Annotated in this window: 21 protein-coding genes; 7 read left to right on the top strand and 14 right to left on the bottom strand. The window is 66.5% G+C overall.

Annotated features, from left to right (window positions below):
• Position 1: 1 nt before the first annotated feature.
• Both WDM91_01435 and WDM91_01430 read right to left on the bottom strand, forming a co-directional pair.
• On the bottom strand, positions 2–379 hold the full coding sequence (locus WDM91_01435) for a TfoX/Sxy family protein (GenBank protein ID MEI9993230.1): 378 nt from the start codon (positions 377–379) through the stop codon (positions 2–4).
• Positions 376–978 (bottom strand): helix-turn-helix domain-containing protein, encoded by a 603-nt coding sequence (locus WDM91_01430; protein MEI9993229.1) that lies wholly within the window; start codon positions 976–978, stop codon positions 376–378. The genes WDM91_01435 and WDM91_01430 overlap by 4 nt, the downstream gene beginning before the upstream one ends.
• A 114-nt stretch (positions 979–1,092) precedes the next feature.
• On the opposite strand from WDM91_01430, the gene WDM91_01425 reads away from it, so the two are divergent.
• Positions 1,093–1,845, top strand: coding sequence for an SDR family oxidoreductase (locus WDM91_01425; GenBank protein MEI9993228.1), 753 nt, complete (start codon positions 1,093–1,095; stop codon positions 1,843–1,845).
• A 193-nt stretch (positions 1,846–2,038) separates the two neighbouring features.
• Here WDM91_01425 and WDM91_01420 read toward each other — a convergent pair whose 3' ends face one another.
• From WDM91_01420 to WDM91_01380, 9 genes are all read right to left on the bottom strand, one after another.
• Positions 2,039–2,431, bottom strand: a complete 393-nt coding sequence (locus WDM91_01420; protein ID MEI9993227.1) for an iron-sulfur cluster assembly accessory protein — start codon at positions 2,429–2,431, stop codon at positions 2,039–2,041.
• A 75-nt stretch (positions 2,432–2,506) separates the two neighbouring features.
• Positions 2,507–2,875 (bottom strand): SUF system Fe-S cluster assembly protein, encoded by a 369-nt coding sequence (locus WDM91_01415; protein ID MEI9993226.1) that lies wholly within the window; start codon positions 2,873–2,875, stop codon positions 2,507–2,509.
• Positions 2,872–3,327, bottom strand: coding sequence for an SUF system NifU family Fe-S cluster assembly protein (locus WDM91_01410; protein MEI9993225.1), 456 nt, complete (start codon positions 3,325–3,327; stop codon positions 2,872–2,874). The genes WDM91_01415 and WDM91_01410 overlap by 4 nt, the downstream gene beginning before the upstream one ends.
• 3 nt (positions 3,328–3,330) lie before the next feature.
• Positions 3,331–4,575 carry a cysteine desulfurase gene (locus WDM91_01405; GenBank protein MEI9993224.1) on the bottom strand — a complete coding sequence of 415 codons (1,245 nt, stop codon included), beginning with the start codon at positions 4,573–4,575 and terminating at the stop codon, positions 3,331–3,333.
• Positions 4,572–5,693 carry a Fe-S cluster assembly protein SufD gene (gene sufD / locus WDM91_01400; GenBank protein ID MEI9993223.1) on the bottom strand — a complete coding sequence of 374 codons (1,122 nt, stop codon included), beginning with the start codon at positions 5,691–5,693 and terminating at the stop codon, positions 4,572–4,574. Before sufD ends, WDM91_01405 begins: the two co-directional genes overlap by 4 nt.
• On the bottom strand, positions 5,690–6,439 hold the full coding sequence (gene sufC, locus WDM91_01395) for a Fe-S cluster assembly ATPase SufC (GenBank protein MEI9993222.1): 750 nt from the start codon (positions 6,437–6,439) through the stop codon (positions 5,690–5,692). The genes sufD and sufC overlap by 4 nt, the downstream gene beginning before the upstream one ends.
• Positions 6,440–6,592: 153 nt before the next feature.
• Positions 6,593–8,044, bottom strand: a complete 1,452-nt coding sequence (gene sufB, locus WDM91_01390; GenBank protein MEI9993221.1) for a Fe-S cluster assembly protein SufB — start codon at positions 8,042–8,044, stop codon at positions 6,593–6,595.
• On the bottom strand, positions 8,044–9,171 hold the full coding sequence (locus WDM91_01385; protein MEI9993220.1) for a cysteine desulfurase family protein: 1,128 nt from the start codon (positions 9,169–9,171) through the stop codon (positions 8,044–8,046). The genes sufB and WDM91_01385 overlap by 1 nt, the downstream gene beginning before the upstream one ends.
• Positions 9,172–9,188: 17 nt before the next feature.
• On the bottom strand, positions 9,189–9,686 hold the full coding sequence (locus WDM91_01380) for an Rrf2 family transcriptional regulator (GenBank protein ID MEI9993219.1): 498 nt from the start codon (positions 9,684–9,686) through the stop codon (positions 9,189–9,191).
• A gap of 220 nt (positions 9,687–9,906) precedes the next feature.
• Between WDM91_01380 and WDM91_01375 the strand changes: the two genes are divergently transcribed.
• The gene (locus WDM91_01375; protein MEI9993218.1) at positions 9,907–10,587 is read left to right on the top strand and encodes an alpha/beta hydrolase; all 681 of its coding nucleotides are present in this window, start codon (positions 9,907–9,909) and stop codon (positions 10,585–10,587) included.
• A 119-nt stretch (positions 10,588–10,706) separates the two neighbouring features.
• Here the strand turns inward: WDM91_01375 and WDM91_01370 are convergent, their stop codons facing one another.
• Complete coding sequence (locus WDM91_01370) at positions 10,707–11,816, bottom strand: anhydro-N-acetylmuramic acid kinase (GenBank protein ID MEI9993217.1); 1,110 nt, start codon at positions 11,814–11,816, stop codon at positions 10,707–10,709.
• A 142-nt stretch (positions 11,817–11,958) separates the two neighbouring features.
• Between WDM91_01370 and tyrS the strand changes: the two genes are divergently transcribed.
• Positions 11,959–13,206 carry a tyrosine--tRNA ligase gene (gene tyrS / locus WDM91_01365; GenBank protein ID MEI9993216.1) on the top strand — a complete coding sequence of 416 codons (1,248 nt, stop codon included), beginning with the start codon at positions 11,959–11,961 and terminating at the stop codon, positions 13,204–13,206.
• Positions 13,207–13,348: 142 nt separating this feature from the next.
• On the opposite strand, the gene WDM91_01360 is transcribed toward tyrS, so the two are convergent.
• Positions 13,349–16,768, bottom strand: coding sequence for an AsmA-like C-terminal domain-containing protein (locus WDM91_01360; protein MEI9993215.1), 3,420 nt, complete (start codon positions 16,766–16,768; stop codon positions 13,349–13,351).
• Positions 16,769–16,961: 193 nt separating this feature from the next.
• Here WDM91_01360 and WDM91_01355 point away from each other — a divergent pair, with 193 nt between their 5' ends.
• The 4 genes from WDM91_01355 (at position 16,962) to WDM91_01340 (ending at position 20,987) form a co-directional block, all read left to right on the top strand.
• On the top strand, positions 16,962–17,429 hold the full coding sequence (locus tag WDM91_01355; protein ID MEI9993214.1) for a peroxiredoxin: 468 nt from the start codon (positions 16,962–16,964) through the stop codon (positions 17,427–17,429).
• Positions 17,430–17,575: 146 nt separating this feature from the next.
• On the top strand, positions 17,576–19,018 hold the full coding sequence (locus tag WDM91_01350; GenBank protein MEI9993213.1) for a peptidoglycan DD-metalloendopeptidase family protein: 1,443 nt from the start codon (positions 17,576–17,578) through the stop codon (positions 19,016–19,018).
• Positions 19,019–19,046: 28 nt separating this feature from the next.
• A complete protein-coding gene (locus tag WDM91_01345; protein ID MEI9993212.1) occupies positions 19,047–19,562 on the top strand; it encodes a polymer-forming cytoskeletal protein in 516 nt (171 codons plus the stop codon).
• 300 nt (positions 19,563–19,862) lie between these two features.
• On the top strand, positions 19,863–20,987 hold the full coding sequence (locus WDM91_01340) for a hypothetical protein (protein ID MEI9993211.1): 1,125 nt from the start codon (positions 19,863–19,865) through the stop codon (positions 20,985–20,987).
• A gap of 41 nt (positions 20,988–21,028) precedes the next feature.
• Here the strand turns inward: WDM91_01340 and prfB are convergent.
• Positions 21,029–22,160 (bottom strand): peptide chain release factor 2 gene (gene prfB / locus WDM91_01335; GenBank protein ID MEI9993210.1). Its coding sequence is split into 2 segments (ribosomal slippage): positions 21,029–22,090 and positions 22,092–22,160, totalling 1,131 coding nucleotides; the frame shifts between segments, so codons are not numbered across the junction.
• Positions 22,161–22,343 lie beyond the last annotated feature (183 nt).

Here is a 22,343-nt window from a genome sequence, read left to right as displayed (position 1 = left end):
GCTAGCGTTTCCTTTGCGGGCGCGCAGGGCTCACCGCCTTGCGCGCCTTTTTCCTTGCCGTGGGGGCGGCCTGCGCGACCTTCAAGGCCGCGCGCGCCCATCGGGCAAGCTCATCGGGGTCGTCATAGAGACGCTCAGGAAGACTGAGCCAGGTCGTGACGACCAGCTCCTTGCCCTTGGTGAAAGTGAAGGGCTTCGACGTCTCGGCGTCGAATGCCTTGCGCGTTTCGGCGTCGGTCTTGAAGTAGATCGTGTCGTTGTCGAAGACCATGCCAAGCATGGTGTCGCCGGCATAGATGCCCTCGCCGCCGAAAAACCGGCGCAGGCGGATCGGACCGAATTCCGAGAAGAGATCGTCGAAACGATGCGGATCGTTCATCTCTTGCCCGCCGCCCCATAGCGCAGGCCATCGATCAGCAGCGCGAGCATGCGCCGCGTGTGATCCGGCGCGACGTCGTAGGCGGGACGGCACAAGCTGACCGCGGCGCTCAGGAGATCGCCGGGCGCGACGCCTGCGCGTATCTCGCCCGCGGCGACGGCGCGACTCAACAGCATCTCCATCGCGGGCCGGAGCCTGCCGTCATAATAGGCCGGCAAGGTCTCATAGGCCGGATCGCCCGAATGCAGCGCCTTCGCAAGCCCGCGCTTGGCCGCCACGAATTCGGTGAACCGGAGCATCCAGCGCGACAGCGCCTCCGTCGGCGGATATTTCGTCGCCAACGCTGCGGCGGCATCTGCGCAGGCGTCCACCTCCTGCCGGAACACCGCGACGATCAGGTCCGAGCGCTGCGGGAAATGGCGATACACCGTGCCCACGCCGACGCCCGCCTTCTCCGCGATATCGCGCACCGGCGCATCCACGCCCGATCTTGCGAACACCGCCGACGCCGCCTGCAGCAACGCCGCGATATTGCGCTGCGCATCGGCGCGTTTGGCAGGTTTCGCGCTCGCTTCCGGATGCTCCTGCGCCGTCTTCACGGAAAACCTCTTGCTAAACGGAACAGCGTTCCGTATAAACGGAATACGGTTCCGCTTGCGCTTCCATAGCGCAGACCGGCGATCGCCGCCACCCGCGCGCTAAAGGAGACCAGCATGACCGACAACCGCATCGCCCTCGTTACCGGGGCCAACCAGGGCATCGGGCTTCAGATCGCCAAGGATCTCGCCGCCGAAGGACTGACAGTGCTGGTCGGCTCCCGCAATCTCGAAAGCGGCCAGAAGGCCGCGCGCGAAATCGGCGCGAATGCCCACGCCATCCAGCTCGACGTGACGAATGCGGCCTCCATCGCCGCTGCCGCAGAGCGCATCCGCAAGGAATTCGGCCGACTCGACGTGCTGGTGAACAATGCCGGCATCTCGAAAATCGGCCAGCCGAAGGGTGCGGTGGAGGACATCGTCAAAAGCGGCCGCATCAGCAGCGCATCGCTGGATGACATCCGCACGATCTATGAAACGAATGTCTTCGGCGTCATCGCCGTGACGCAGGCCATGCTGCCCTTGCTGCGGACGTCGACCGCGGCGCGAGTCGTAAACGTGTCGAGCGGCGTCGGTTCGCTCACCCGAACGCTCGGCCCGGGCGGCGAGCACCTGCGCGCGCTCTACGGCATGTATTCGGCTTCGAAGACCGCACTCAACGCGGTGACAGTGGGGCTTGCCCTCGATCTCGGGCCCGAGGGCATCAAGGTCAACGCCGCCTGCCCCGGCTACACCAAGACGGCGCTCAACAACTTCCAGGGCACGCGCACGGTGGAAGAGGGCGCGCGCGAACCGGTGCGCCTCGCGCTGCTTGACGACAACGGCCCGACCGGCAGCTATTCCAACGACGAAGGTCCGCTTCCGTGGTGATACCCGAACGGCCCGCGCCGATTCCGGCCGGCCGCCCTGGGTGATCGAAACGGCCATGGGGCGGCCTCAAAGCCTGCCCGGTCCTGTGATAATGTTGCGTCGCTCGACGGGGGGCGCGTCGATGCGCAGAATCCGGACGGTATTGGCTTTGTTGGAGCACTGAATATCAGCGCGCGCGATAACGCGCCCGCGCTCAAACCGTCGCCGGCGTGATGCTCACGCTTTCGCCGCAGCCGCAGGCGGCGGTCTGATTCGGATTGTTGAACACGAAACGGGCGCCGAATTTCTCGGTGACGAAATCCATCTCGGTCCCGATCAGGAACAGGATCGCCTTGGGCTCGATGAAGATCTTCACGCCCTTGTCCTCGACGACCTCGTCCAGCGGACGCATGTCCTCGGCATAGTCCATCGTGTAGGCCATGCCGGCGCAGCCCCCATTGGTGACGCCGACGCGCACGCCCTGATATTTGCCCTCGGCGTCGGCCATGATGTCGCGAATGCGCGCGGCGGCGGAGTCGGTGAGGCGCACGGCTTTGGGGCGCTCGCGGCGGGATTTGGAAGGCGTGGTGGTCTGCGTCGTGGTCATTGCTTTGCCTTTGGCATTCACCCCACCCGATCCGCCTTCGGCGGATCGACCTCCCCTCCGGGGAGGTGGAGTCTTCTAGTACATGTTCAGTTCGAGTTTGGCTTCTTCGCTCATCCGTTCGGGGGTCCAGGGCGGATCGAAGGTCATGTTCACGGTGACCTCGCCGATGCCGTCCACGCCCATCAGCGCGTCTTTTACCATGCCGGGCATCTCGCCGGCCACCGGGCAACCCGGCGCGGTCAGCGTCATGTCCACGGTGACGTCCATGTTGTCCGCCACGTCCACCTTGTAGATAAGACCGAGTTCGTAGATGTCCACCGGGATCTCGGGGTCGTAGACCGATTTCAGTGCGGTCACGAGCTTCTGGGTGAAATCCTCCAGCACCTCGGCGCTGAGCGCGGAACCGGGATTGGCGAAATCGGCCTTGTTGGGGGTGTCGTTCATGCCGATATGGCGGCCGCGCCGCCCTCCAATGCCGATTTCATCGTGTGCCAGGCAAGAGTCGCGCATTTGACGCGCATCGGGAACGCCGAGACGCCGGCCATCACGTCGAGGCGCTCGCGATCATCCTCGTTGAGGCCCTCGACGTCCTCGCCCTTCACCAGGTTGAGGAAGCCGCCCATGAGCTTTTCGGCCTCGGCGACCGTGCGGCCGACGATCATGTCGGTCATCAGCGAGGCCGAGGCCTGGCTGATGGCGCAGCCCTTGCCCTCGAACATGATGTCGGCGATGCGGTCGTTCGCGTCGACCAGCAGCTGCACCGTGACACGGTCGCCGCAGAGCGGGTTGTGGCCCTGTGCCGCGTTGGTGGCGCCATCCAGCTTGCCGAAATGGCGCGGATGCTTGGAGTGATCGAGGATCACGTCCTGATAGAGCTCGCGGAGGGAGTCGTCCATGGGCTAGCCCAATATCTTCCTGGCCTTCGCCAATGCGTCCAGCATGACGTCGACCTCGGCGCAGGTGTTGTAGAGCGCGAAGCTCGCGCGGGTGGTGGAGGCGACGCCGAAGCGCTCCATCAGCGGCTGGGCGCAGTGATGGCCGGCGCGCACCGCGACGCCTTCGCGGTCGAGGATGGTGGCGAGGTCGTGAGCGTGCATGCCCTCGGTCTCGAAGGAGAGGATCGCCGCCTTGCCGGGCGCGTCGCCGATCACGCGCAGCCAGTTGAACTGGCGCACGCCCTCGCGGGCGTAGGCGAGCAGATCGTGCTCATGCGCCTTCACCGCGAGGCGGTCGAAGGAGTTCATGTAGTCGAGCGCGGCGGCGAGGCCGATGCTTTCGATGATCGGCGGCGTGCCGGCCTCGAAGCGGGCGGGCGGATCGGCATAGGTGACGATGTCGCGCGTGACCTCGCGGATCATCTCGCCGCCGCCATTGTAGGGGCGCATCTGCTTGAGCAGCGCGCGCTTGCCGTAAAGCGCGCCGATGCCGGTGGGGCCGTAGAGCTTGTGGCCGGTCAGGACGTAGAAATCGACGTCGAGATCGCGGACATCCACGATCTCATGCACCGCGCCCTGGCAGCCATCGGCCAGAACCGGCACGCCCTTGGCGTGGGCGCGGGCGGCGATCTCCTTGAGCGGTGTGGTCGTGCCGAGCACGTTGGAAATGTGCGTGATGGCGACGAGCCTGGTCTTCGGACCGATGGCGGCATCGAGCGCCTCAATGTCGAGGCCGCCATCGTCGCGGACGTCGACCCAGCGCAGCACGGCGCCTTGGCGCTCACGCAGAAAGTGCCAGGGGACGATGTTGGAGTGGTGCTCCATCACGCTCAGCACGATTTCGTCGCCGGGCTGGATGCGGGGGGCGAGATAGGAGGCGGCGACCAAATTGATCGCCTCGGTGCCGCCCTTGGTGAAGACGATCTCGTCTTCATGCGCGGCGTTCAGGAATTTCTGCACGGTGCGGCGGGCGGCTTCGTAGCGGTCGGTCGCCTTGGCCGAGAGATAGTGCACGCCGCGATGGACGTTGGCGTATTCGCCGGACGCGAAATCGCGCATGGCGTCGAGCACCTGGCGCGGCTTCTGTGCGCTGGCGCCGTTGTCGAGATAGACCAGCTTCTTGCCGTAGATCTGCTTCGACAGAATTTCGAAATCGGCGCGGGCGGCGGCCGGATCGAAGGCGGTAGCGATCTTGCCCTGCGCGGTCATGGCTGCATCGCCTTGGGCAGTGCGTCCTCCACGGCCTGCCAGACCGAGGCGCGGATCGTCTCATCGGCGATCTCGTCGACCGCCTCTTCGAGGAAGGCGCGGACCAGCATGTTGCGGGCTTCGGCCTCCGGGATGCCGCGGGCGCGCAGGTAGAACAGCGAATTGGCGTCGAGGTCGCCGACCGCGGCGCCATGGGCGCATTTGACGTCGTCCGCGAAGATCTCGAGCTCGGGCTTCAGGTCGGCCTCGGCGCGCTCGCCCATCAGCAGGGCCTTCGCGGTCTGACGGGAATCCGACTTGTCGGCGCCCTGCTCCACCGTGATGCGGCCCTGGTAGACCGCGCGCGACTTGCCGCCGGCGACGTGCTTGAAGAGCTGGGTGCTGGTCGTGTGGCCGACCGCATGCACGATATGCGTGGTCACGTCGGCATGGGCGCCGTCGCCCAGCACCGAGACGCCGGAAAGGTGCGCGCTCGCGCCTGTGCCGGCCAGCGCGATCTGGAATTCGGCGCGGCTGAGCTTGCTGCCGCCGTTGAAGAGATGGGCGCAGTAGCGGCCGTCGCGGGCGATGGTCGCGGCGTATTCCTCGACCTGGACGGCGGCACCGGCATGGGGCGCCATGCGGATATGCGTGAGCTGCGCGTTGGCGCCGACCACGATCTCAACGCCGAGATTGGAGATGCCGACGCCGGGACCGATCTCGATGAGCGTCAACGCCGCGCCGTCTTCCAGCACGACGAGGCCGCGCACTGTGCCGTGACCGGCGAAGGTCAGCGACAGCGGCTGCGCTATCGCGCGGCCTTTCGGGGCGCGCAGGGCGAAGCCGGTGCGCGCCTGGGCCAGCGAGGCCGAGGCCATCGCGTTCTGCGGCAGCGTGCCCAGATGCGCCTTCACCCAGTCCGGCGCGGCCGACGCGTTCGACAGGTCGAACAACTCCACGCCCTCCGGCAATGTGCCGACAGTCCAGGCCACGGCACCATCGTCATTGGCGCCGTCAAGCGCGGACTTCAGGTCGGAATATTTCCAATCCTCGATCCGGCGATGCGGTAGCCCAAGCGCGGCGAAGCGGTTGGCGGCTTCCGCGCGGCGTTCGTCGAGCCAATGCGCGTTCGCGTTCATGCCGCCTTGCCCACGATGTGCTCGTAGCCCTTGGCTTCCAGCTCGTGCGCCAGCTCCTTGCCGCCCTCGGCGACGATGCGGCCTTTGGCGAGGACGTGGATGCGGTCGGGCACGATGTAGTCGAGCAGGCGCTGGTAATGCGTGATGACCAGCATGGCGCGGTCCGGGCTGCGCAGCGCGTTGACTCCCTCGGCGACCAGCTTCAGCGCGTCGATGTCGAGGCCGGAATCGGTTTCGTCCAGAATGGCCAGCTTCGGCTCGAACAGGGACATCTGGAGGATCTCGAGCCGCTTCTTCTCGCCGCCGGAGAAGCCGACATTGAGGGCGCGCTTGAGCATCTCCTCGCTGACCTTCAGCGCGGCGGCGCGGGCGCGGACGGTCTTGAGCACCGTCATCGCGTCGACTTCCTTCTCGCCGCGGGCCCGGCGCTGCGCGTTGAGCGCGGTCTTGAGGAAGGTGAGCGTGGTGACGCCGGGGATCTCGACCGGGTATTGCATGGCGAGAAAGACGCCCTTGGACGCGCGCTGTTCCGGCGCCAGCGCGGTCAGGTCTTCGCCATTGTAGGTGATCGAGCCCGAGGTAACATCGTAGCCGGCGCGGCCGGCCAGCACATAGGACAGCGTCGACTTGCCCGAGCCGTTCGGCCCCATGATGGCGTGCACCTGCCCCGCCGCGATGGAGAGCGTCAGCCCTTTGAGGATTTCCTTGCCGTCGACGGCGACGTGGAGGTCTTTGATTTCAAGCATGGGAAAGGTTCGCTTTGAAAACCCCAATGTCATGGCGCGCAAATGCGGGCCACCCGGTTGGGGAGCCACAACGGCTGAAAGTTTCGCGGGATGTCACCTGGGTGGCCCGCATTTGCGCGCCATGACACCGGTGGGCGGGGCGATGGCGATGGATCATCCGACGCTCCCCTCAAGCGAAATGCCGACGAGCTTCTGCGCTTCGACGGCGAATTCCATGGGGAGCTGCTGCAGGACTTCCTTGCAGAAGCCGTTGACGATCAGCGCCACCGCCTCTTCCTGCGGAATGCCGCGCTGCAAGCAGTAGAAGAGCTGGTCCTCGGCGATCTTCGAGGTCGTGGCTTCGTGCTCGATGCGCGCACTCGGATTGCGGCTCTCGATATAGGGCACGGTGTGGGCGCCGCACTTGCCGCCGATCAGCAGCGAATCGCATTGGGTGTAGTTGCGCGCGTTCGAGGCCTTGGGATGCACGCTGACCAGGCCGCGATAGGTGTTCTGCGCCTTGCCGGCGCTGATGCCCTTGGAGATGATCCGGCTGCGCGTGTTCTTGCCCAGATGGATCATCTTGGTGCCGGTGTCGGCCTGCTGGAAATTGTTGGCGATGGCGATGGAGTAGAACTCGCCCACCGTGTCGTTGCCGCGCAGGATGCAGCTCGGGTATTTCCAGGTGATCGCCGAGCCGGTCTCGACCTGGGTCCAGGAGATCTTCGAGCGGTCGCCGCGGCAGTCGCCGCGCTTGGTGACGAAGTTGAAGATGCCACCCAGGCCGTTCTCGTCGCCGGGGTACCAGTTCTGCACCGTGGAGTACTTGATCTCGGCGCCTTCGAGCGCCACGAGCTCGACCACGGCGGCATGGAGCTGGTTCTCGTCGCGCTTGGGCGCGGTGCAGCCTTCGAGATAGGAGACGTAGGAGCCTTCGTCGGCGACGATCAGGGTGCGCTCGAACTGGCCGGTCTCGGACGCGTTGATGCGGAAATAAGTGCTGAGCTCCATCGGGCAGCGCACGCCCTTGGGGACATAGACGAAGGTGCCGTCGGAGAACACCGCGGAGTTCAGCGTCGCGAAGAAATTGTCGGTCACCGGCACGACGGTGCCGAGGTACTTCTTCACCAGGTCGGGATAGTCGCGGATGGCTTCCGAGATCGGGCAGAAGATCACGCCGGCTTCGTTGAGCTTGGCCTTGAAGGTCGTGGCGACGGAGACGCTATCGAACACCGCATCCACCGCGACGCCGGCGAGCGCCATCTGCTCGTGCAGCGGAATGCCGAGCTTCTTGTAGGTCTCGAGCAGCTTGGGGTCGACCTCGTCGAGGCTCTGCTTGAGCGGCGTGTTCTTGGGCGCGGCGTAGTAATAGGAGTTCTGGTAGTCGATCTTCGGGTAGTGGACGCGGGCCCAGTTCGGCTCGCGCATCTCCTTCCAGCGCGCGAAGGCGCCGAGGCGCCAGTCGAGCATCCATTCGGGCTCGCCCTTCTTGGCGGAGATGTACTTCACCGTGTCTTCGGAGAGACCCTTGGGGGCGCGCTCCATCTCGATGTCGGTGACGAAGCCGTATTTGTATTTCTCGCCGATCTCGGCGACCTGTTCCTTGGTTTCGCGGGCGACGGACATCAGGCGGCCTTTCGCGCGACACGCGCCGTGAGCTTGGCGATGGCGGCAAGCGCCGCATCGACGTCCGCTTCGGGCGAATTCCACCCGAAACTGACGCGCAGCGCAGACGCGGCGAGCGCGTCGGAGACGCCCATCGCCTTCAGGACATGGGACGATCTCACCTTGCCGGAGGAGCAGGCGGAGCCGGAGCTGACCATCACGCCGTCGAGGTCGAGCGCCATCACCGCGGTCTCGGCCGCAATGCCGGGCAGCGCGAAGTTCGAGGTGTTCGGCAGACGCGGCGCGGCGGCGCCGAAGACGACGGCGTCCGGAACGACCGTCCGCAATTCGGCTTCGAAGCGGTCGCGCAAGAGGGACGACAGCGGCGTGGCGGCCGCAGCAGCGGCGCCGAAACCGGCGATGCCGGCGACATTCTCGGTGCCGGCGCGCTGGCCGCGTTCCTGTCCGCCGCCGAGGATCAGCGGCGCGAGCGGCGCGCCCTCGCGCACGACCAGCGCGCCGATGCCTTGCGGGCCACCGAGCTTGTGGGCGGAGAGCGTGAGATAGTGCGCCGACGGCAGATCGATCTTGCCGGCGGCCTGGATGGCGTCGACGAAGAGATAGCTTTCGTGCTCGGCCATGAGCCTCGCGACCTCGGCCAGCGGCTGGATCACGCCGGTCTCGTTGTTCGCGGCCATCACGGCGACCAGCGCACGGCCTTTGCCTTCGCGCAGCAGGACGCGGAAGGCTTCGAGATCGACCGCGCCGTCCGCGGCGACCGGGACGTATTCGAGCCGGATGCCAGGGACGCGTTCGGCGATCGCGCAAGCGTTGGCGAGGATCGAGTCGTGTTCGACGGCGCTGACGAACAGACGGGTGATGCGGGCACCTGCCTCGGCAGCCCCCTGCACCGCGCCCCACAGCGCCAGTGCGTTCGCCTCGCTGCCGCCACCGGTGAAGATCACGTCCTGCGCCCGGGCGCCGGCCAGCGCGGCGACTTGGTCGCGCGCCGCTTCGACCAGCGCGCGGGCGGCGCGCCCTGCTCCGTGCACGGAGGATGGGTTGCCGCCCACGGCCAAGGCGCGCTCCACCGCAGCGCGGGCTTCGGGGCGCAGCGGCGACGTCGCATTGTGATCCAGATAGGCCATGACTCTCTGTGCCGGTATCAGGCCGCTTCTTCGTGCTGCTGCGACGGCTGCGGCGCCGGCTCGCTGCTGGCGACCAGCGTGCAGGGCTGGCTGCGGCCCAGAACGCGCTTCTCCACGACATCGGCCAGCGAGACCGAGGAGAGGAAGACATGGATCTGGCGCCCGAGCTCTTCCCAGAGGTCATGGGTCACGCAGCGCGCGCCGGCATTGGTGCAGCCCTTGGCGGTGCCCGGCTTGCAACGCGTGGCGGCGATCGGCTCGTCCACCGCGACGATGACGTCGGCGATGCGGGTCTCGGCGGCCGGGCGGCTGAGACGGTAGCCGCCGCCGGGGCCGCGCACGCTCTTGACCAGTCCGCCGCGGCGGAGCTTGGCGAAAAGCTGCTCGAGATAAGAGAGTGAAATCTCCTGGCGCTGGGCGATATCGGCCAGCGAGACGGGCTTGTTGGCCGCCTCATGCTGGGCCAGATCGGCCATCGCCATCACGGCATAACGTCCCTTGGTGCTTAGGCGCATGGCCCAATCTCCTTCGGCTGAAGCGCGTTTTGCCTTGCTTTTGAGGGGCCCAACCGGTGTAAGAACGGGCCCGCCGCGCTGGAATCTGCCAGCCGGATATAGGTTCCCCCACTAACGCGGTCAAGTATTAGCGTGACGCAATCCCGGCATAGCTGCAATTCTTTGAATTCCCTGATGGTTTCCGGGTTATTGCGGCGCGGGAATCCCGACTTATCTGCTGTTGAAGCCCCACCCGGAAGGCCCCATGCCTGATATCATCCTGCCCGGCCCCGCCGGTCGCATCGAAGCCCGCTATCAGCGCCAAAAGGCGCCTGGAGCGCCCATGGCGCTGGTGCTGCATCCCCATCCGCAGTTCGGGGGCACGATGAACAATCCGCTGGTCTACGACCTGTTTCACATGTTCCACAAGCTGGGTTGCACCACGGTGCGGTTCAATTTCCGCGGCGTCGGCCGCAGCCAGGGGACGTTCGATTCCGGCTCCGGCGAATTGTCCGACGCGGCGGCGGTGCTCGACTGGATGAACACGCTCTATCCCAACCCGTCGAATGTCTGGGTGTGCGGGATCTCGTTCGGGGCGTGGATCGGGATGCAGCTCCTGATGCGGCGGCCCGAGATCACCGGCTTCGTGTCGATCGCGCCGCCGGCCTCGATGTACGACTTCGCCTTCCTCGCGCCCTGCCCCGCTTCCGGCCTGATCGTGCACGGCACGAAGGACCAGGTGGTACCGGAGCCCGACGTGCAGAAGCTGGTCGACCGGCTGACCGCGCAGAAGGGCATCAAGATCACCTACGACAAGATCGAAGGCGCCAACCACTTCTTCGACAAGCACGAGGCCGATGTGGTGGAAGCCGTCGAAGGCTATGTCCACAACATGATGAGCAAGCCGCGCGAGGGGCGCTGAGCGTGCGTGCTTCGAGGCTCGCTTCGCTCGCACCTCAGCATGACGGGATTTGTGCTGCACGACTCCCGTCATGCTGAGGTGCTCCGCCGAAGGCGGAGCCTCGAAGCACGCACTCCGCCTCAACCTGCCCGGTGCAGCTTGCCGCCCGTCATCGGTTCCTTCACGCCCGTCGTGGTCGGCAGGGAGAGCGGCAAGCCCTTCACCGAACGGGCCGCGAGATAGGCGAAAGCCTCCGCCTCGATGAAATCGCCGTTCCAGCCCGCATCCTCGGCGCTGAGCACCGGCGCGTTCACCCGGGCCCGCAGGCCGTCCATCAGCGTCCTGTTGTGGCGGCCGCCGCCGCAGACGATCCAGGCATTGGGCATCTCGGCGAAATGCTCGCGCGCCTTTGCGATGGAAGCGGCCGTGAAGGCGGTAAGCGTCGCCGCGCCGTCCTGCGGCGACAGGCCCTCGACCGCCGCCGCGCCGAAATCCAGGCGGTCGAGCGATTTGGGCGGCGTCAGGGCGAAGAACGGGTTCTCGAGCATCTTGTCCAACGCCGCGTCGTTCACCTTGCCAGTGCGGGCGAATTCGCCGCCCTCATCCACCGGCACACCGCTGTGGCGGTGCATCCAGTCGTCGATCGGCGCGTTGCCGGGACCGGTGTCGAAGGCGAGCACCTCGTCCCTGCCGATATAAGTGACGTTGGCGACGCCGCCGATATTCACCAGAACGATGGGAAGCTCGTAGCGCGCCGCCTTTCCGACAAGCGCCGCGTGATAGAGCGGAACGAGCGGCGCCCCCTGCCCGCCGGCCTTCACGTCCGCGGAGCGGAAGTCGTTGACCACGGCGATGCCGGTCAGCCGCGCCAGCAGCGCGCCATCGCCGATCTGCCAGGTCCAGCGCTGGGCGGGGCGGTGCAGGATGGTCTGGCCGTGGAAGCCGATCAGTGCGACCTGGCGAGGACTGAGGCCGGCCTTCTTGAGGAGCGCCTGGACGGCTTCGGCATGGACTTCGGTCAGCCGGCGTTCGGCCTCGCGGATCGAATACGGCACCGGCGCGCCGGCGGCGACGGTCTGCGCGTCGTCCAGCGCCTGGCGGAGCATGGCGCGCATCGCGGGATCGTAAGGCAGGCCCAGGGCGGGACCGGGCACGGCGACGTCCTCGCCATCGGTCTCAACCAGCGCGGCGTCGACGCCGTCGAGCGACGTTCCGCTCATGAGACCTATGATTTTCTGAACATCGGCCATTTGTGTTACACACCCTGCCCGTTCGTCATCGCCCGCTTCATGCGGGCGACCCATTTTCACGCAAAGGAAATTGGGTCGCCCGGACAAGCCGGGCGATGACGCTTAGGGGGAACATACGACAACTTCAACCCGAGTTATTCCGATGCCCGCCGCGCCGCAATTCCGCTCCGACTTCCTCCGCACCTTCGTGGAGCGCGGCGCCTATTACGACTGCTCGCAGCCCGACGACCTCGATGCGTTGTTCGCGCGCGAGCGGGTGACCGCCTATATCGGCTTCGACTGCACCGCCAAGTCGATGCATATCGGCAACCTGGTGCAGCTCATGACGCTGCGCCGGCTGCAGCAGGCCGGGCACCGGCCGATCCTGCTGATGGGCGGCGGCACGACCAAGGCCGGCGATCCCTCCGGCAAGGACGAGACGCGGCTGATCCTGACCCCGGAGCAGATCGAGGCCAACAAGCAGTCGATGCTGGGCGGGGTGAAGCACCTGCTCAAATTCGGCGACGGACCGACGGACGCGATCATGGTCGACAACGCGGAATGGCTCGACAAGCTCGAATACATTCCGTTCCTGCGCGAGGTCGGCAAGCATTTCTCGGTCAACCGCATGCTGACGATGGAGAGCGTGAAGCTGCGGCTCGACCGCGAGCAGCCGATGTCGTTCCTCGAGTTCAACTACTCGATCATGCAGGCCTATGACTATGTCGAGCTCTACAAGCGCTATGGCTGCCGGCTGCAGTCCAGCGGCTCGGACCAGTGGGGCAATGTCGTGTCGGGCATCGACCTGGGCCGCCGTATGGAAGGCGCGCAGCTCTTCGCGCTGTCGACGCCGCTGATCACGACGTCCTCGGGCGCCAAGATGGGCAAGAGCGTCTCGGGCGCGGTGTGGCTGAACAAGGAGATGCTCAGCGTCTACGACTATTGGCAGTTCTGGCGCAACACCGAGGACGGCGATGTCGGCCGCTTCCTGCGGCTGTTCACCGACATGCCCCCGGACGAGATCGCGCGGCTGGAGGCGCTGCAGGGCGCCGAGCTGAACGAGGCGAAGAAGATCCTCGCCACCGAGGCGACGGCGGTGCTGCACGGCCGCGCCGCGGCGGACGAGGCGGCGGAGACGGCGCGGCGGACCTTCGAGGAAGGCGCGCTGGCGGAAGGGTTGCCGACCTTCACGCTGGCGTTGCCCGACGGGGTGCTGAACCTCGCCGTGGCGACGGGGCTGGCGGCGTCGAACTCCGAAGCGCGCAAGCTGATCACCAATGGCGGGCTCAGGCTGAACGACGTCGCGGTGAGCGATCCCCGGCTGCAGATCGATGCCGGCGCGCTGACCGCGGATGGCGTGCTGAAGCTGTCGAGCGGCAAGAAGAAGCATGTGCTGGTGAGGCCGCAATAGCTCGCTTGTCAGCCCCGGCGAGCCGTGCGCAGCACGGCGAGGGAAGGACCCAGGTCGGAAACACTGTGACGGTGGTAGCCACCTGGGTCCCCTTCCCTCGCAGCGCGCTGCGCGCACTGCTCGCCGGGGATGACAACTGAGCTTATGGCTTCGGCGGTGTTGCTGTCGTCGGTGCCGCCGGCGCCTGGTTGTTCGACGGCGCGTTGGCGGCGTCGGGCATCTTGCCTTCGAAGACCCGGCGCAGGATGCCCGGCGTCACCATCGACAGCGGATTGATGCTGATCTTCGGCTCGTCGGCGTCGCCGCTGACCGCGTAGGTCATGCCGATGATGCCCTCGCCCGGCTTGGAGACGAGCAGCTCACCGACCAGCGGGATCACGCCCAGCACGCTGTTGAGCCCGAACAGCGGGACCAGCGTGCCCTTCAACGCGATCTGGTTCTTCGGCCGGTCGATATAGCCCTCCGCACTGATGCCTATGGCAGGACCCGACGCACGCGCGTCGTGGATGGCGAGCACGCCATTGTTGGCGCCGAACGGCACTTTGAGCTCGTCGACCGCGATGCCGCCGCCTTGCAGCAGGTTGCCGAAGCCGATCAGCGAACCGGCGCTGAACAGGCGAGCGAGGAAAGGCTGGTTGAGCAGGCGGAAATCGTCGAGCTTCACCACGCCGCCATAGTCGTTGGTCGTCGCGTCGTCGGCGGCGGGCGCGGCGGCGGAGCCGTGCAGGGTCGCCTGGAGATCGAGCTTGCCGCCCTTGATGCTCGCGAAGCCGAACAGGCCGCGAGCCAGCGTCCCGAAATCGCCGGTCGTGATGCTCACGCGGCGGTCGGGGCCGGCGGGCGCGATGGTGCCGGCGATGGCGGCTTTTCCGATGCGGCCGCCGAGCGTCATCGTCGCCGGCCGGTCCGCCACGCCGGTGACGTCGAGCGCGAAGGCCGCGATGGCGACATTGTTGCGCAAGGCGACGCGATCGAGCTTCGCATTGATGTGGAACGGCTCGTCGAAGGTATCGGCGGCGCCGGCTTTGCCGTTCGCATTGCCGGTGCCGCTGCCGCGCCGCGCGATCTGGGTGCCGTCGAGCGAACGGCCTTTGAGGATCACCTCGACGCCGGCCGGGCCGCGGCTGAAGACCAGCGCGAAGTCGTTGGACGCACCGGAGCGGACCGCTGGCGCGTTCAGCGACACCAGCTTGCCATTGTCGTCGAAATCGAGCGTCGCCGCGGCCTGGAGGCTGGGGCCGGCGATGGTGACATTGGCGGAACGCATCGCGCTGCGCGGCCCGAAGGTCGCGACGACGTGCGCCGAGGCGGGGAAGCCGGCCGGCTTGTTGATGCCCACCAGATCCGCCGCCATCGTCGCGGGCGTGAGGTCCAGATTCATGTCGGCGGTGCCGAGCTGACCGCGGCGGCCGGTCAGCGTGGCGACGATGCCGACGGGCCCTTTGAGGAAATCGGCGGAGCGCAGGCCGAGCGCTTCGCGGCCGGCCTGGTCGAGTTGTCCCTTCACGCCGATCCGCGTCGTCACGGGATCGGCGGTCTTGAAATCCTCGACCCAGTCGACGGCAAGGCGCGAGGTGGCCAGCGCCACGGTGCCGCCGGCGTGCAGATGGCTGTTGTCGACGTCGAAGGTCATCGCGCCGTCATTGAGCCGCGTGTTCTTACCCAGCGAGATGCCGAAGCCGGTTGCGACTGCCTTGATCGAGATGCCGATGGCATCGACGCTCAGTTCGCGGCGCATCGGAACATGGAAGCTCAGATCGACCGCGGCTTTGCCCGCCGTCGCGGCCGGATCGATGCCGAAGCGCGTCGCATAGTTCAGCGGCTTGAGATCCGTCAGCTTGAGGATATCGGTCAGAGAGCCGTCGACATGGGCGGCGATGTCGCCGATCGAGTTGGCCGCGCTGAGGTCGGGAATCGCGGCATGGCCCTTGCTCACCAGCAGCGGGCCAATGCGGCCCCGCGCGATGTCGGCTGCGAAGGTGTTGCCGGTCAGCCTGGCGCTGCCGAAGACGCCCGTCATATGGGTCAGGCCGTGGACATAGCTGAGTTCCGCGTTGGAGATCGGAAAGCTCATCAGCAGCGCGCCGTCGGGCAGGCCCGGAAGGTCGAAGGCACCTGCCGGCAGATGCGTCTCGAACACGATGGGTCCCAGCGTGCCGGAGAAGATGTTCTCGCCGATCCAGACCCGGGCGCCCTCACCGACACCGATCGGCCAGTAGTGCAGCAGATCGCGGATCGCCAGGGATTCGATCTGGCCCTTCAGCGCCATCACCGGCGACTGATTGTCCACCAGCGTGATCTTGCCCGACGTCGCCAGGAGCAGGGCGCCGCCCGAGGTGCCGAGCTTGTCGATCAGGATATCATGCGTCGCAGGCAGGTAACTGCCGTGCAGCGTCGCCAGCGGAATGAACACCGGCTGCGCGAAGACGCCGGGCAGAGTCAGCGCCGTCTTGTCGGCGGTAAGATCGACACCGAGGCGCGCGATCGCGCCGCTGTTGTCATAGAAGAAGCCGAGCCCGCCGACGATATGGGCCTGGAGCTGATCGGCGTCGAGCGAAGCGTCCTGGATGATCACGCGTCCGCCGGCGCGGTCGTAGCGTCCCGCCAGGTGCAGCGAGCGGACCTTCATCGCCTTGCGCACGCCGACGACGGCAGCCGTGCCGCCGCCGGTCAGGGTGAAATCCGCCTGCAGGAGATGCGTCCCCTGGATAGAGAAGTTCGACGCGAAGTCCGCCGTCATCGCGAGACTCTTGAGGAAGCTGAACATCCCGGCGTTGCGGCCGAGCGCGGCGATGTCGAGATGCTGGACCGCCAGGCGCCCGCTGACCGGTCCGCCCTTGGGCGGCAATGTCATCTCGCCGGAGAGATGCGCGGCCTGGCCGGTGACCTCGATATCGGCTTCCAGCGACGTCACCAGGTTGGGGCCGGAATCGGCGATGCGGACGTCGGCCTTCGGCGCGACGAGGAAGAGGCCCGTCGTCTCGTCCAGGAAGGCGACGCGGGCGTCGCGGATCGCGAAGCTCTGCAGCGCCGAGGCGCCCGAGCTGTTCTTGTTGATGGCGTCGGTGATGCGGCTGATGATGTCGCGCTGGCTCTCGTCATGCTCGACGCCGAGCCGCAGCGTGCCGTCCTTGTTGCGCACCATGGTGAGCTGCACGCCGACCAGCGTGATGCGGGTCACGACGAGATTGCCCTGGAGAAAAGGCTGGGCCGCGAGATCGATGTCGGCCTGGGGCGCCTGGGCGATGATCCGGCCGCGGGAGTCGAACACCCTTGCGCCCAGCACGACGAGATTCACCCGCCCCTGCTCGCGCGACCACTCGACGGCGGCCTGGTCGTATTTGACGGTGATGCCGGGAAGCGCCTGGGCGAGGGCCTGGGAGATCTGCCCCGAGAGCGGGCCCAGCGAGATCGGCCCGATCAGAAGGCGAAGCGCGGCGCCGACCACAAAGAACAGAACCGCAACGCCAAGGCCGGTCAGCACCAGCGCGGTCCGGCTGATGTGGTGCGACTTCACGTAGCGGCCGATGAAGGTCGCGTTCCAGGCCTCGGCGAGGCTCATCCTGGCGGCCTTTCGGGGCGGGCTGGCGGGCGCGCCGATGATGGGGTCTTGGGCCAAGGAACCTCTACCTCTAACCCCCGGAAAACTGCGCATAAATCCGGCCGCGGCTTTCCCCATGCCGCCGGATCGGCTATCAGCTTATGGCCCATAGTTAAGGGCCGGGTAAACGGCCTTCCGCCACTTTGGAGACCCCATGGAACTCGCGCCCGGCGACAAGGCTCCCAAGTTTCGTCTTGCGGGGGACGGCGGCGCTGACGTATCGAGCGCCGCACTCAAGGGAAAACCCTACGTCCTGTATTTCTATCCCAAGGACGATACGGCGGGATGCACCAAGGAAGCCGTTGGCTTCTCGGAAAGCCACAAGACGTTCGAATCGCTGGGCGTGACCGTCATCGGCGTCTCGAAGGACAGCACGGCCAGCCATGACCGGTTCAAGGCCAAATACAAACTGAAGATCGCGCTCGCCTCGGACCCGGAGACAAAAACGGCCGAGGATTACGGGGTTTGGGTGGAGAAAAGCATGTATGGCCGCAAATATATGGGCATGGAGCGGGCGACCTTCCTGGTCGACGGCCATGGTGTCATCCGCAACATCTGGCGCAAGGTTAAGGTCGCCGGCCATGTCGCGGACGTGCTGGCTGCGGCGAAAGCGCTCAAATGAAGCCCCATTACCCCAAAAAGGGCTTCGGACCACGGTTAACCTCAAGATCGTTTTTCTGGGGTAAAAGCTTGATTCGGCGCCGACAACTGGGTGAAATGCGTCCGGTTGGGGTTGGCGCGCAAGACGCAAACAAGGGACATGTTGGCATGGCAGGGACGCTCCTCGCGCGCGTCTGGGCTTGGCTCCATGAGACGTTTCCGGAGCGCCAGATCTACATCCGCAGCGATGGGCGGGTTCAATTCTTCACCTTCGGCCCGACGCTGCAGGCCACGATGGCCGGCCTGTCGCTGATCTTCCTGGGCTGGGTCGCCTTCGCCACCGTCAACGTCATCTTCAAGGACCGCATCATCGCGGCGAAGGACCGGCGCTATTCGCAGATGCAGTCCGCCTATGAGAACCGCGTCGCGGACCAGCAGCTTGCCTTCGACGAGCTGAACGGCGCGCTGGTCTCCGCCGAGGACCGCTTCAAGGCGACGGCGGACGAGCTGCAGATCAAGCAGAACACCATCATGAAATTCCTCGACCGCAAGCGTCAGGTCGAGTCGACGATTGCGGCCCTCAACGGCAACCAGGTCCGTGCCGGCACCGAGAGCGCGCCGGCCGAAGGCAGCGACAATGGCGCGCCGAGCGACGAGATCGAGGGCTCTCCGGCCCCTGCCGGCGCCGCGCCGATCGATGCGTCCGGCTCCTCGGACGTGCCGGTGATGCCGCGTCCGCCGGCGCCCCAGCCGCGGACCGCCAAGCCCACCAAGGCGAGCTTCCTGGATTTCGGCGGCGCGGTCGACCATCTCAAGGGCCTGCTGTTCGGGACCGGCACGCCGCATGCGGCGATGCCGCAGGCCGCGACCTATGTGCAGCATCCGGCGCTGCGCGTGCTGGCCGAACAGACCTATCGCGTCGCGCGAATCGGGACGATCGAGACCCAGCTCATGGCGCGGACCCAGGGCGAGGCGGCCGAGGGCGTCGCGCAGCTCCAGACCGTCATCCGCCGCACCGGCCTCAACCCCGACGACTACACCCGCCGGCTGGCGGCGGTCGAAGGCGTCGGCGGACCAGACTGGCCGCTGGGCGAGACCCACATCGAAGGCATTGCCGACCAGAATTTCTCGAACGCCTATCTGCGCGCGTCGGCGGTGCTGGACCAGATGAACACGCTGCTGTCGGCGATGCGGCACATCCCGCTGACGACCCCGGTCTTCGGCAGCCAGTTCGAGCGCACCAGCGGCTTCGGGGCGCGGATCGATCCGTTCACCGGGCGCTATTCCTTCCATCCCGGCATCGACTTCGCGGGACCCTGGGGGTCCGCGATCGCGGCGACCGCGCCGGGCACCGTGGTCTATGCCGGCGACCGCGGCGGTTACGGCAATATGGTTGAAATTGACCATGGTTTCGGAATCCATACCCGGTACGGACACATGTCATCGATTCTTGTCCATGTCGGCGCTAAGGTGGCCAAGGGCTCGGCGATCGGAAGGCTCGGATCGACGGGGCGCAGTACCGGACCACATGTCCATTATGAGGTCTGGTACGACAATGTTGTGAGAAACCCGAGCACCTTTATCGAGGCTGGCCGCCATGTTTTCGAGTAAGAAAGAGACCCCTCCCCCCGCGCCCGCGATGAACGTTCCGCCCGCCAAGCGCGCGGCCCGCTCCTCGGCGCCGTCGATCATCAGCGCCGACCTGGTCGTGACCGGTACGCTGACCTCGACCGGCGACATCCAGATCGACGGCCGCGTCGAGGGCGATGTGCATTCCGCCGGGCTGGTGATCGGCGACAAGGCATTCATCAACGGCGAGATCATGGCCGAAGAGGTCACGATCCGCGGCCGCGTCCAGGGCAGCATCCGCGCCCGCAAGGTCTTGCTCTGCGCGACCAGCCATGTCGAAGGCAACATCTTGCACGAAGCTTTCGCGGTGGAGACCGGCGCGTTCTTCGAGGGCAATTGCCGTCACGCCGACAACCCGCTGGCGGAAGATGCCGGCCGCAAGACGAACGAATTCCGCGCCAGTCCGGCGCCCGCACCCGCCGCGCCGTCCAACACGCCGTCCGCGATCTCCGCGATGGTGACTCGTCCGCTGGCGAGCGATGCGAGCCGCCCGATCGTGGGACCGGGCCTCGTACCGGCGAAATAGGCCTGCCAGAATTGTAGAGAACAGCTGGCCCCGCCACGGGTTTTCGTGGCGGGGCTTTTGTTTTCAGGCGTGGCCGGTCAGCAGCCAGAGGATGATGATGATCGGTATCGGGATGCCGATAAGCCAAAGCAGCAGAGAGCGCATGCAAATTCCCCGTTGGTAAAGTCGGCGAGGTAATCAAGAGCGCGCGGAATAGTTCCAGCGGCGCGCGCGGGTTGCACGCTTTTGCGGCAGGACGGAACAACGCGGGTGCCCATTCGTTTGACCGCTAGCCACATAATCAAGCAGGGGGATCTCATCATGCCCGTCACCACCGTTCTCGGCGAAGACAGCACCGCCATCATCACCGACGAAAACCCGCGGCGCTTCTCATGGAGCGCCGCCTTCGCCGGCGCGCTCATCGCCACCGGCGTCACCTTTCTCCTCCTTACGCTGGGTTCGGGCGTGGGCCTCTCGCTCGTCACCGTCCGCCACGCGACCACGAGCGGCGCCACGACCTTCCTGACGCTCGGCGCGGTGTATTTCCTCGTCGCGCAGGCCTTCGGCTTCGCGGTGGGCGGCCATGTCGTCGGACGGATGATCGGCCCGGCGCTCGAAACGAGCCGCGAAGAGGAATTCCGCGCCGGCACCCATGGGCTCGTGTCCTGGGCGCTGGCCGTCGTGGCCACCGCGACGATCGTCGCACTGTCGGTGCTGGTCGCCGGCTCGGCCGCGACGAATGGCGCGGTGAACGGCGCGCTCGCCTCGTCCGGCGCGAGCGGCGGCCGCGGCGAAAACGCCACGCAGCCGGTCACGACCTCTTACTGGGTCGACACGCTGTTCCGTCCGGCAACGGCGGCGCAGGCCGCACTCTCCTGGCGCCGATACGCCCAGGCCGACAACGGCACCGCGACGGATGCGATGCCGCCGACGAGCGAGCCGACGCCGGCGGCGCCGAGCGACGCGTCCACCGCGAACGAGCCGGCCCCGGCCGCGCCGGCGGACGGCGCACCGGTATTCCTGAACAACGCCAACACCGCCGCGCCGACCACAGCGGTGACGACGACGGCGCTGCCGTCCGTGACGCGCAGTCTCGGTGCCGACAAGGCGGAAGCGGGGCGCATCCTGACGGTCGGCTTGGCCAATGGCGGCACGCTATCCGGGGAAGATCGCACGCAGCTGGCGCGGCTGGTGTCGACCGATACCGGGCTTACCTTCGGCGCGGCGCAAGCGCGCGTCACCCAGGTCGAGAACCGCATCCGCGAGGATGAAGTCAAGACCGCAGAGGCGGCGCGCAAGGCTGCGGCCTATGCGAGTCTGTGGACGGCCTTGGCGCTGTTGTTCGGCGCCGTCGTCGCGGTCGCCGCGGCGATCTCGGCGCGCTGGGAAGATGATCGCGAAGGCGGCGTGCTCCCGGGCTCGCGCGTGGTCGAAACGCGGTTCTAGAAACGCGGGTTTCCTCCCCCGCCTGCGCGGGGGAGGAAAACTCATTCCAGATCCTCGATCGGCTCTTTCGCCTTGCCGCCCACCGCCTGCGCCAGCGCGGCGGCCATGAAGGGGTCGATGTCACCATCGAGCACGTCGGACGGCGTGCGGCTTTCGACTCCAGTGCGCAGGTCCTTCACGAGCTGATAGGGCTGCAGCACATAGGAACGGATCTGGTGCCCCCAGCCGATTTCCGATTTCTCGCCGACGAAGGCGCCGGTCTCTTCCTGCTTCTTCTTGAGCTCGATCTCATAGAGACGGGCGCGCAGCATATCCCAGCAATTGGCACGGTTCTGGTGCTGCGAGCGCTCGGTCTGGCAGGCTACGGCAATACCGGTCGGCAGATGCGTGATGCGCACTGCGGACTCGGTCTTGTTGACGTGCTGCCCGCCGGCGCCGCTCGCGCGATAGACGTCGATGCGCACATCCTTTTCGGGAATGTCGATCTCGATCGTCTGGTCGATCACCGGATAGACCGTCACCGAGGAGAAGCTGGTGTGGCGGCGCGCGGCGGAGTCGAAGGGCGAGATGCGCACCAGACGGTGCACGCCCTGCTCGCTCTTCAGCCAGCCATAGGCATTGTCGCCCTTGATCAGGATTGTCGCCGATTTGATGCCGGCGCCTTCGCCTTCGCTCTCTTCCAGATATTCGACCTTGTAGCCGTGCTTCTCCGCCCAGCGCGTGTACATGCGCTCGAGCATCGAGGCCCAATCCTGGCTCTCAGTGCCGCCGGCGCCGGCATGGATCTCGAGATAGGTGTCGTTGCCGTCGGCTTCGCCGCTGAGCATCGATTGCAGGCGCTGCTGCTCGGCGCGCCTGTGCAGATCGACGACGGAGGCTTCGGCGTCCGCGACCATCGAGGCGTCATTCTCCGCCTCGGCCATCTCGAGCAGGCCCTGGGCGTCGGCGAGCTCGTTCTCGAGGCCGCGCACGGCGCCCAGGGACGATTCCAGTTTCTGACGCTCCCGCATCAGCTTCTGGGCGTTCTGCGGATTGTTCCAGATGGCCGGATCTTCGGCCTTGGCGTTCAGCTCGTCGAGGCGGCGCAGGGCGTTGTCCCAGTCAAAGATGCCTCCTCAGCAGGGCGACGGCCTGCTGGATCTCTTCGACGGTACGGGCGATTTCGGGGCGCATGGGGTTCTCCGGGCGCTGATATAGGCAGTGAAGGCAACTTCGTAAAGCAAGCACTGTTGTCATCCCCGGCCGCGTGTCGCGGAGCGACGCGAGGGGAAGGGGACCCAGGCCTATCGGCACGCACCGGATTTGCCGGACTACCTGGGTCCCCTTCCCCGCGCGATGCTGACGCATCGCTCGGCC

It is taken from the genome of Rhizomicrobium sp., assembly GCA_037200385.1.
GTDB lineage: Bacteria > Pseudomonadota > Alphaproteobacteria > Micropepsales > Micropepsaceae > Rhizomicrobium.
The sequence above is the reverse complement of the archived record's forward strand: the minus strand, read 5'-3'. Positions and strand labels throughout refer to the sequence as shown.

Bases quoted from the DNA above. Each gene is read 5' to 3' on its own strand.
- WDM91_01435 (MEI9993230.1), bottom strand. From the start codon at position 379: ATGAACGATCCGCATCGTTTCGACGATCTCTTCTCGGAATTCGGTCCG.
- WDM91_01425 (MEI9993228.1), top strand. From the start codon at position 1,093: ATGACCGACAACCGCATCGCCCTCGTTACCGGGGCCAACCAGGGCATC.
- WDM91_01420 (MEI9993227.1), bottom strand. From the start codon at position 2,431: ATGACCACGACGCAGACCACCACGCCTTCCAAATCCCGCCGCGAGCGC.
- WDM91_01415 (MEI9993226.1), bottom strand. From the start codon at position 2,875: ATGAACGACACCCCCAACAAGGCCGATTTCGCCAATCCCGGTTCCGCG.
- WDM91_01410 (MEI9993225.1), bottom strand. From the start codon at position 3,327: ATGGACGACTCCCTCCGCGAGCTCTATCAGGACGTGATCCTCGATCAC.
- WDM91_01405 (MEI9993224.1), bottom strand. From the start codon at position 4,575: ATGACCGCGCAGGGCAAGATCGCTACCGCCTTCGATCCGGCCGCCGCC.
- sufD (MEI9993223.1), bottom strand. From the start codon at position 5,693: ATGAACGCGAACGCGCATTGGCTCGACGAACGCCGCGCGGAAGCCGCC.
- sufC (MEI9993222.1), bottom strand. From the start codon at position 6,439: ATGCTTGAAATCAAAGACCTCCACGTCGCCGTCGACGGCAAGGAAATC.
- sufB (MEI9993221.1), bottom strand. From the start codon at position 8,044: ATGTCCGTCGCCCGCGAAACCAAGGAACAGGTCGCCGAGATCGGCGAG.
- WDM91_01385 (MEI9993220.1), bottom strand. From the start codon at position 9,171: ATGGCCTATCTGGATCACAATGCGACGTCGCCGCTGCGCCCCGAAGCC.
- WDM91_01380 (MEI9993219.1), bottom strand. From the start codon at position 9,686: ATGCGCCTAAGCACCAAGGGACGTTATGCCGTGATGGCGATGGCCGAT.
- WDM91_01370 (MEI9993217.1), bottom strand. From the start codon at position 11,816: ATGGCCGATGTTCAGAAAATCATAGGTCTCATGAGCGGAACGTCGCTC.
- tyrS (MEI9993216.1), top strand. From the start codon at position 11,959: ATGCCCGCCGCGCCGCAATTCCGCTCCGACTTCCTCCGCACCTTCGTG.
- WDM91_01360 (MEI9993215.1), bottom strand. From the start codon at position 16,768: ATGAGCCTCGCCGAGGCCTGGAACGCGACCTTCATCGGCCGCTACGTG.
- WDM91_01355 (MEI9993214.1), top strand. From the start codon at position 16,962: ATGGAACTCGCGCCCGGCGACAAGGCTCCCAAGTTTCGTCTTGCGGGG.
- WDM91_01350 (MEI9993213.1), top strand. From the start codon at position 17,576: ATGGCAGGGACGCTCCTCGCGCGCGTCTGGGCTTGGCTCCATGAGACG.
- WDM91_01345 (MEI9993212.1), top strand. From the start codon at position 19,047: ATGAACGTTCCGCCCGCCAAGCGCGCGGCCCGCTCCTCGGCGCCGTCG.
- WDM91_01340 (MEI9993211.1), top strand. From the start codon at position 19,863: ATGCCCGTCACCACCGTTCTCGGCGAAGACAGCACCGCCATCATCACC.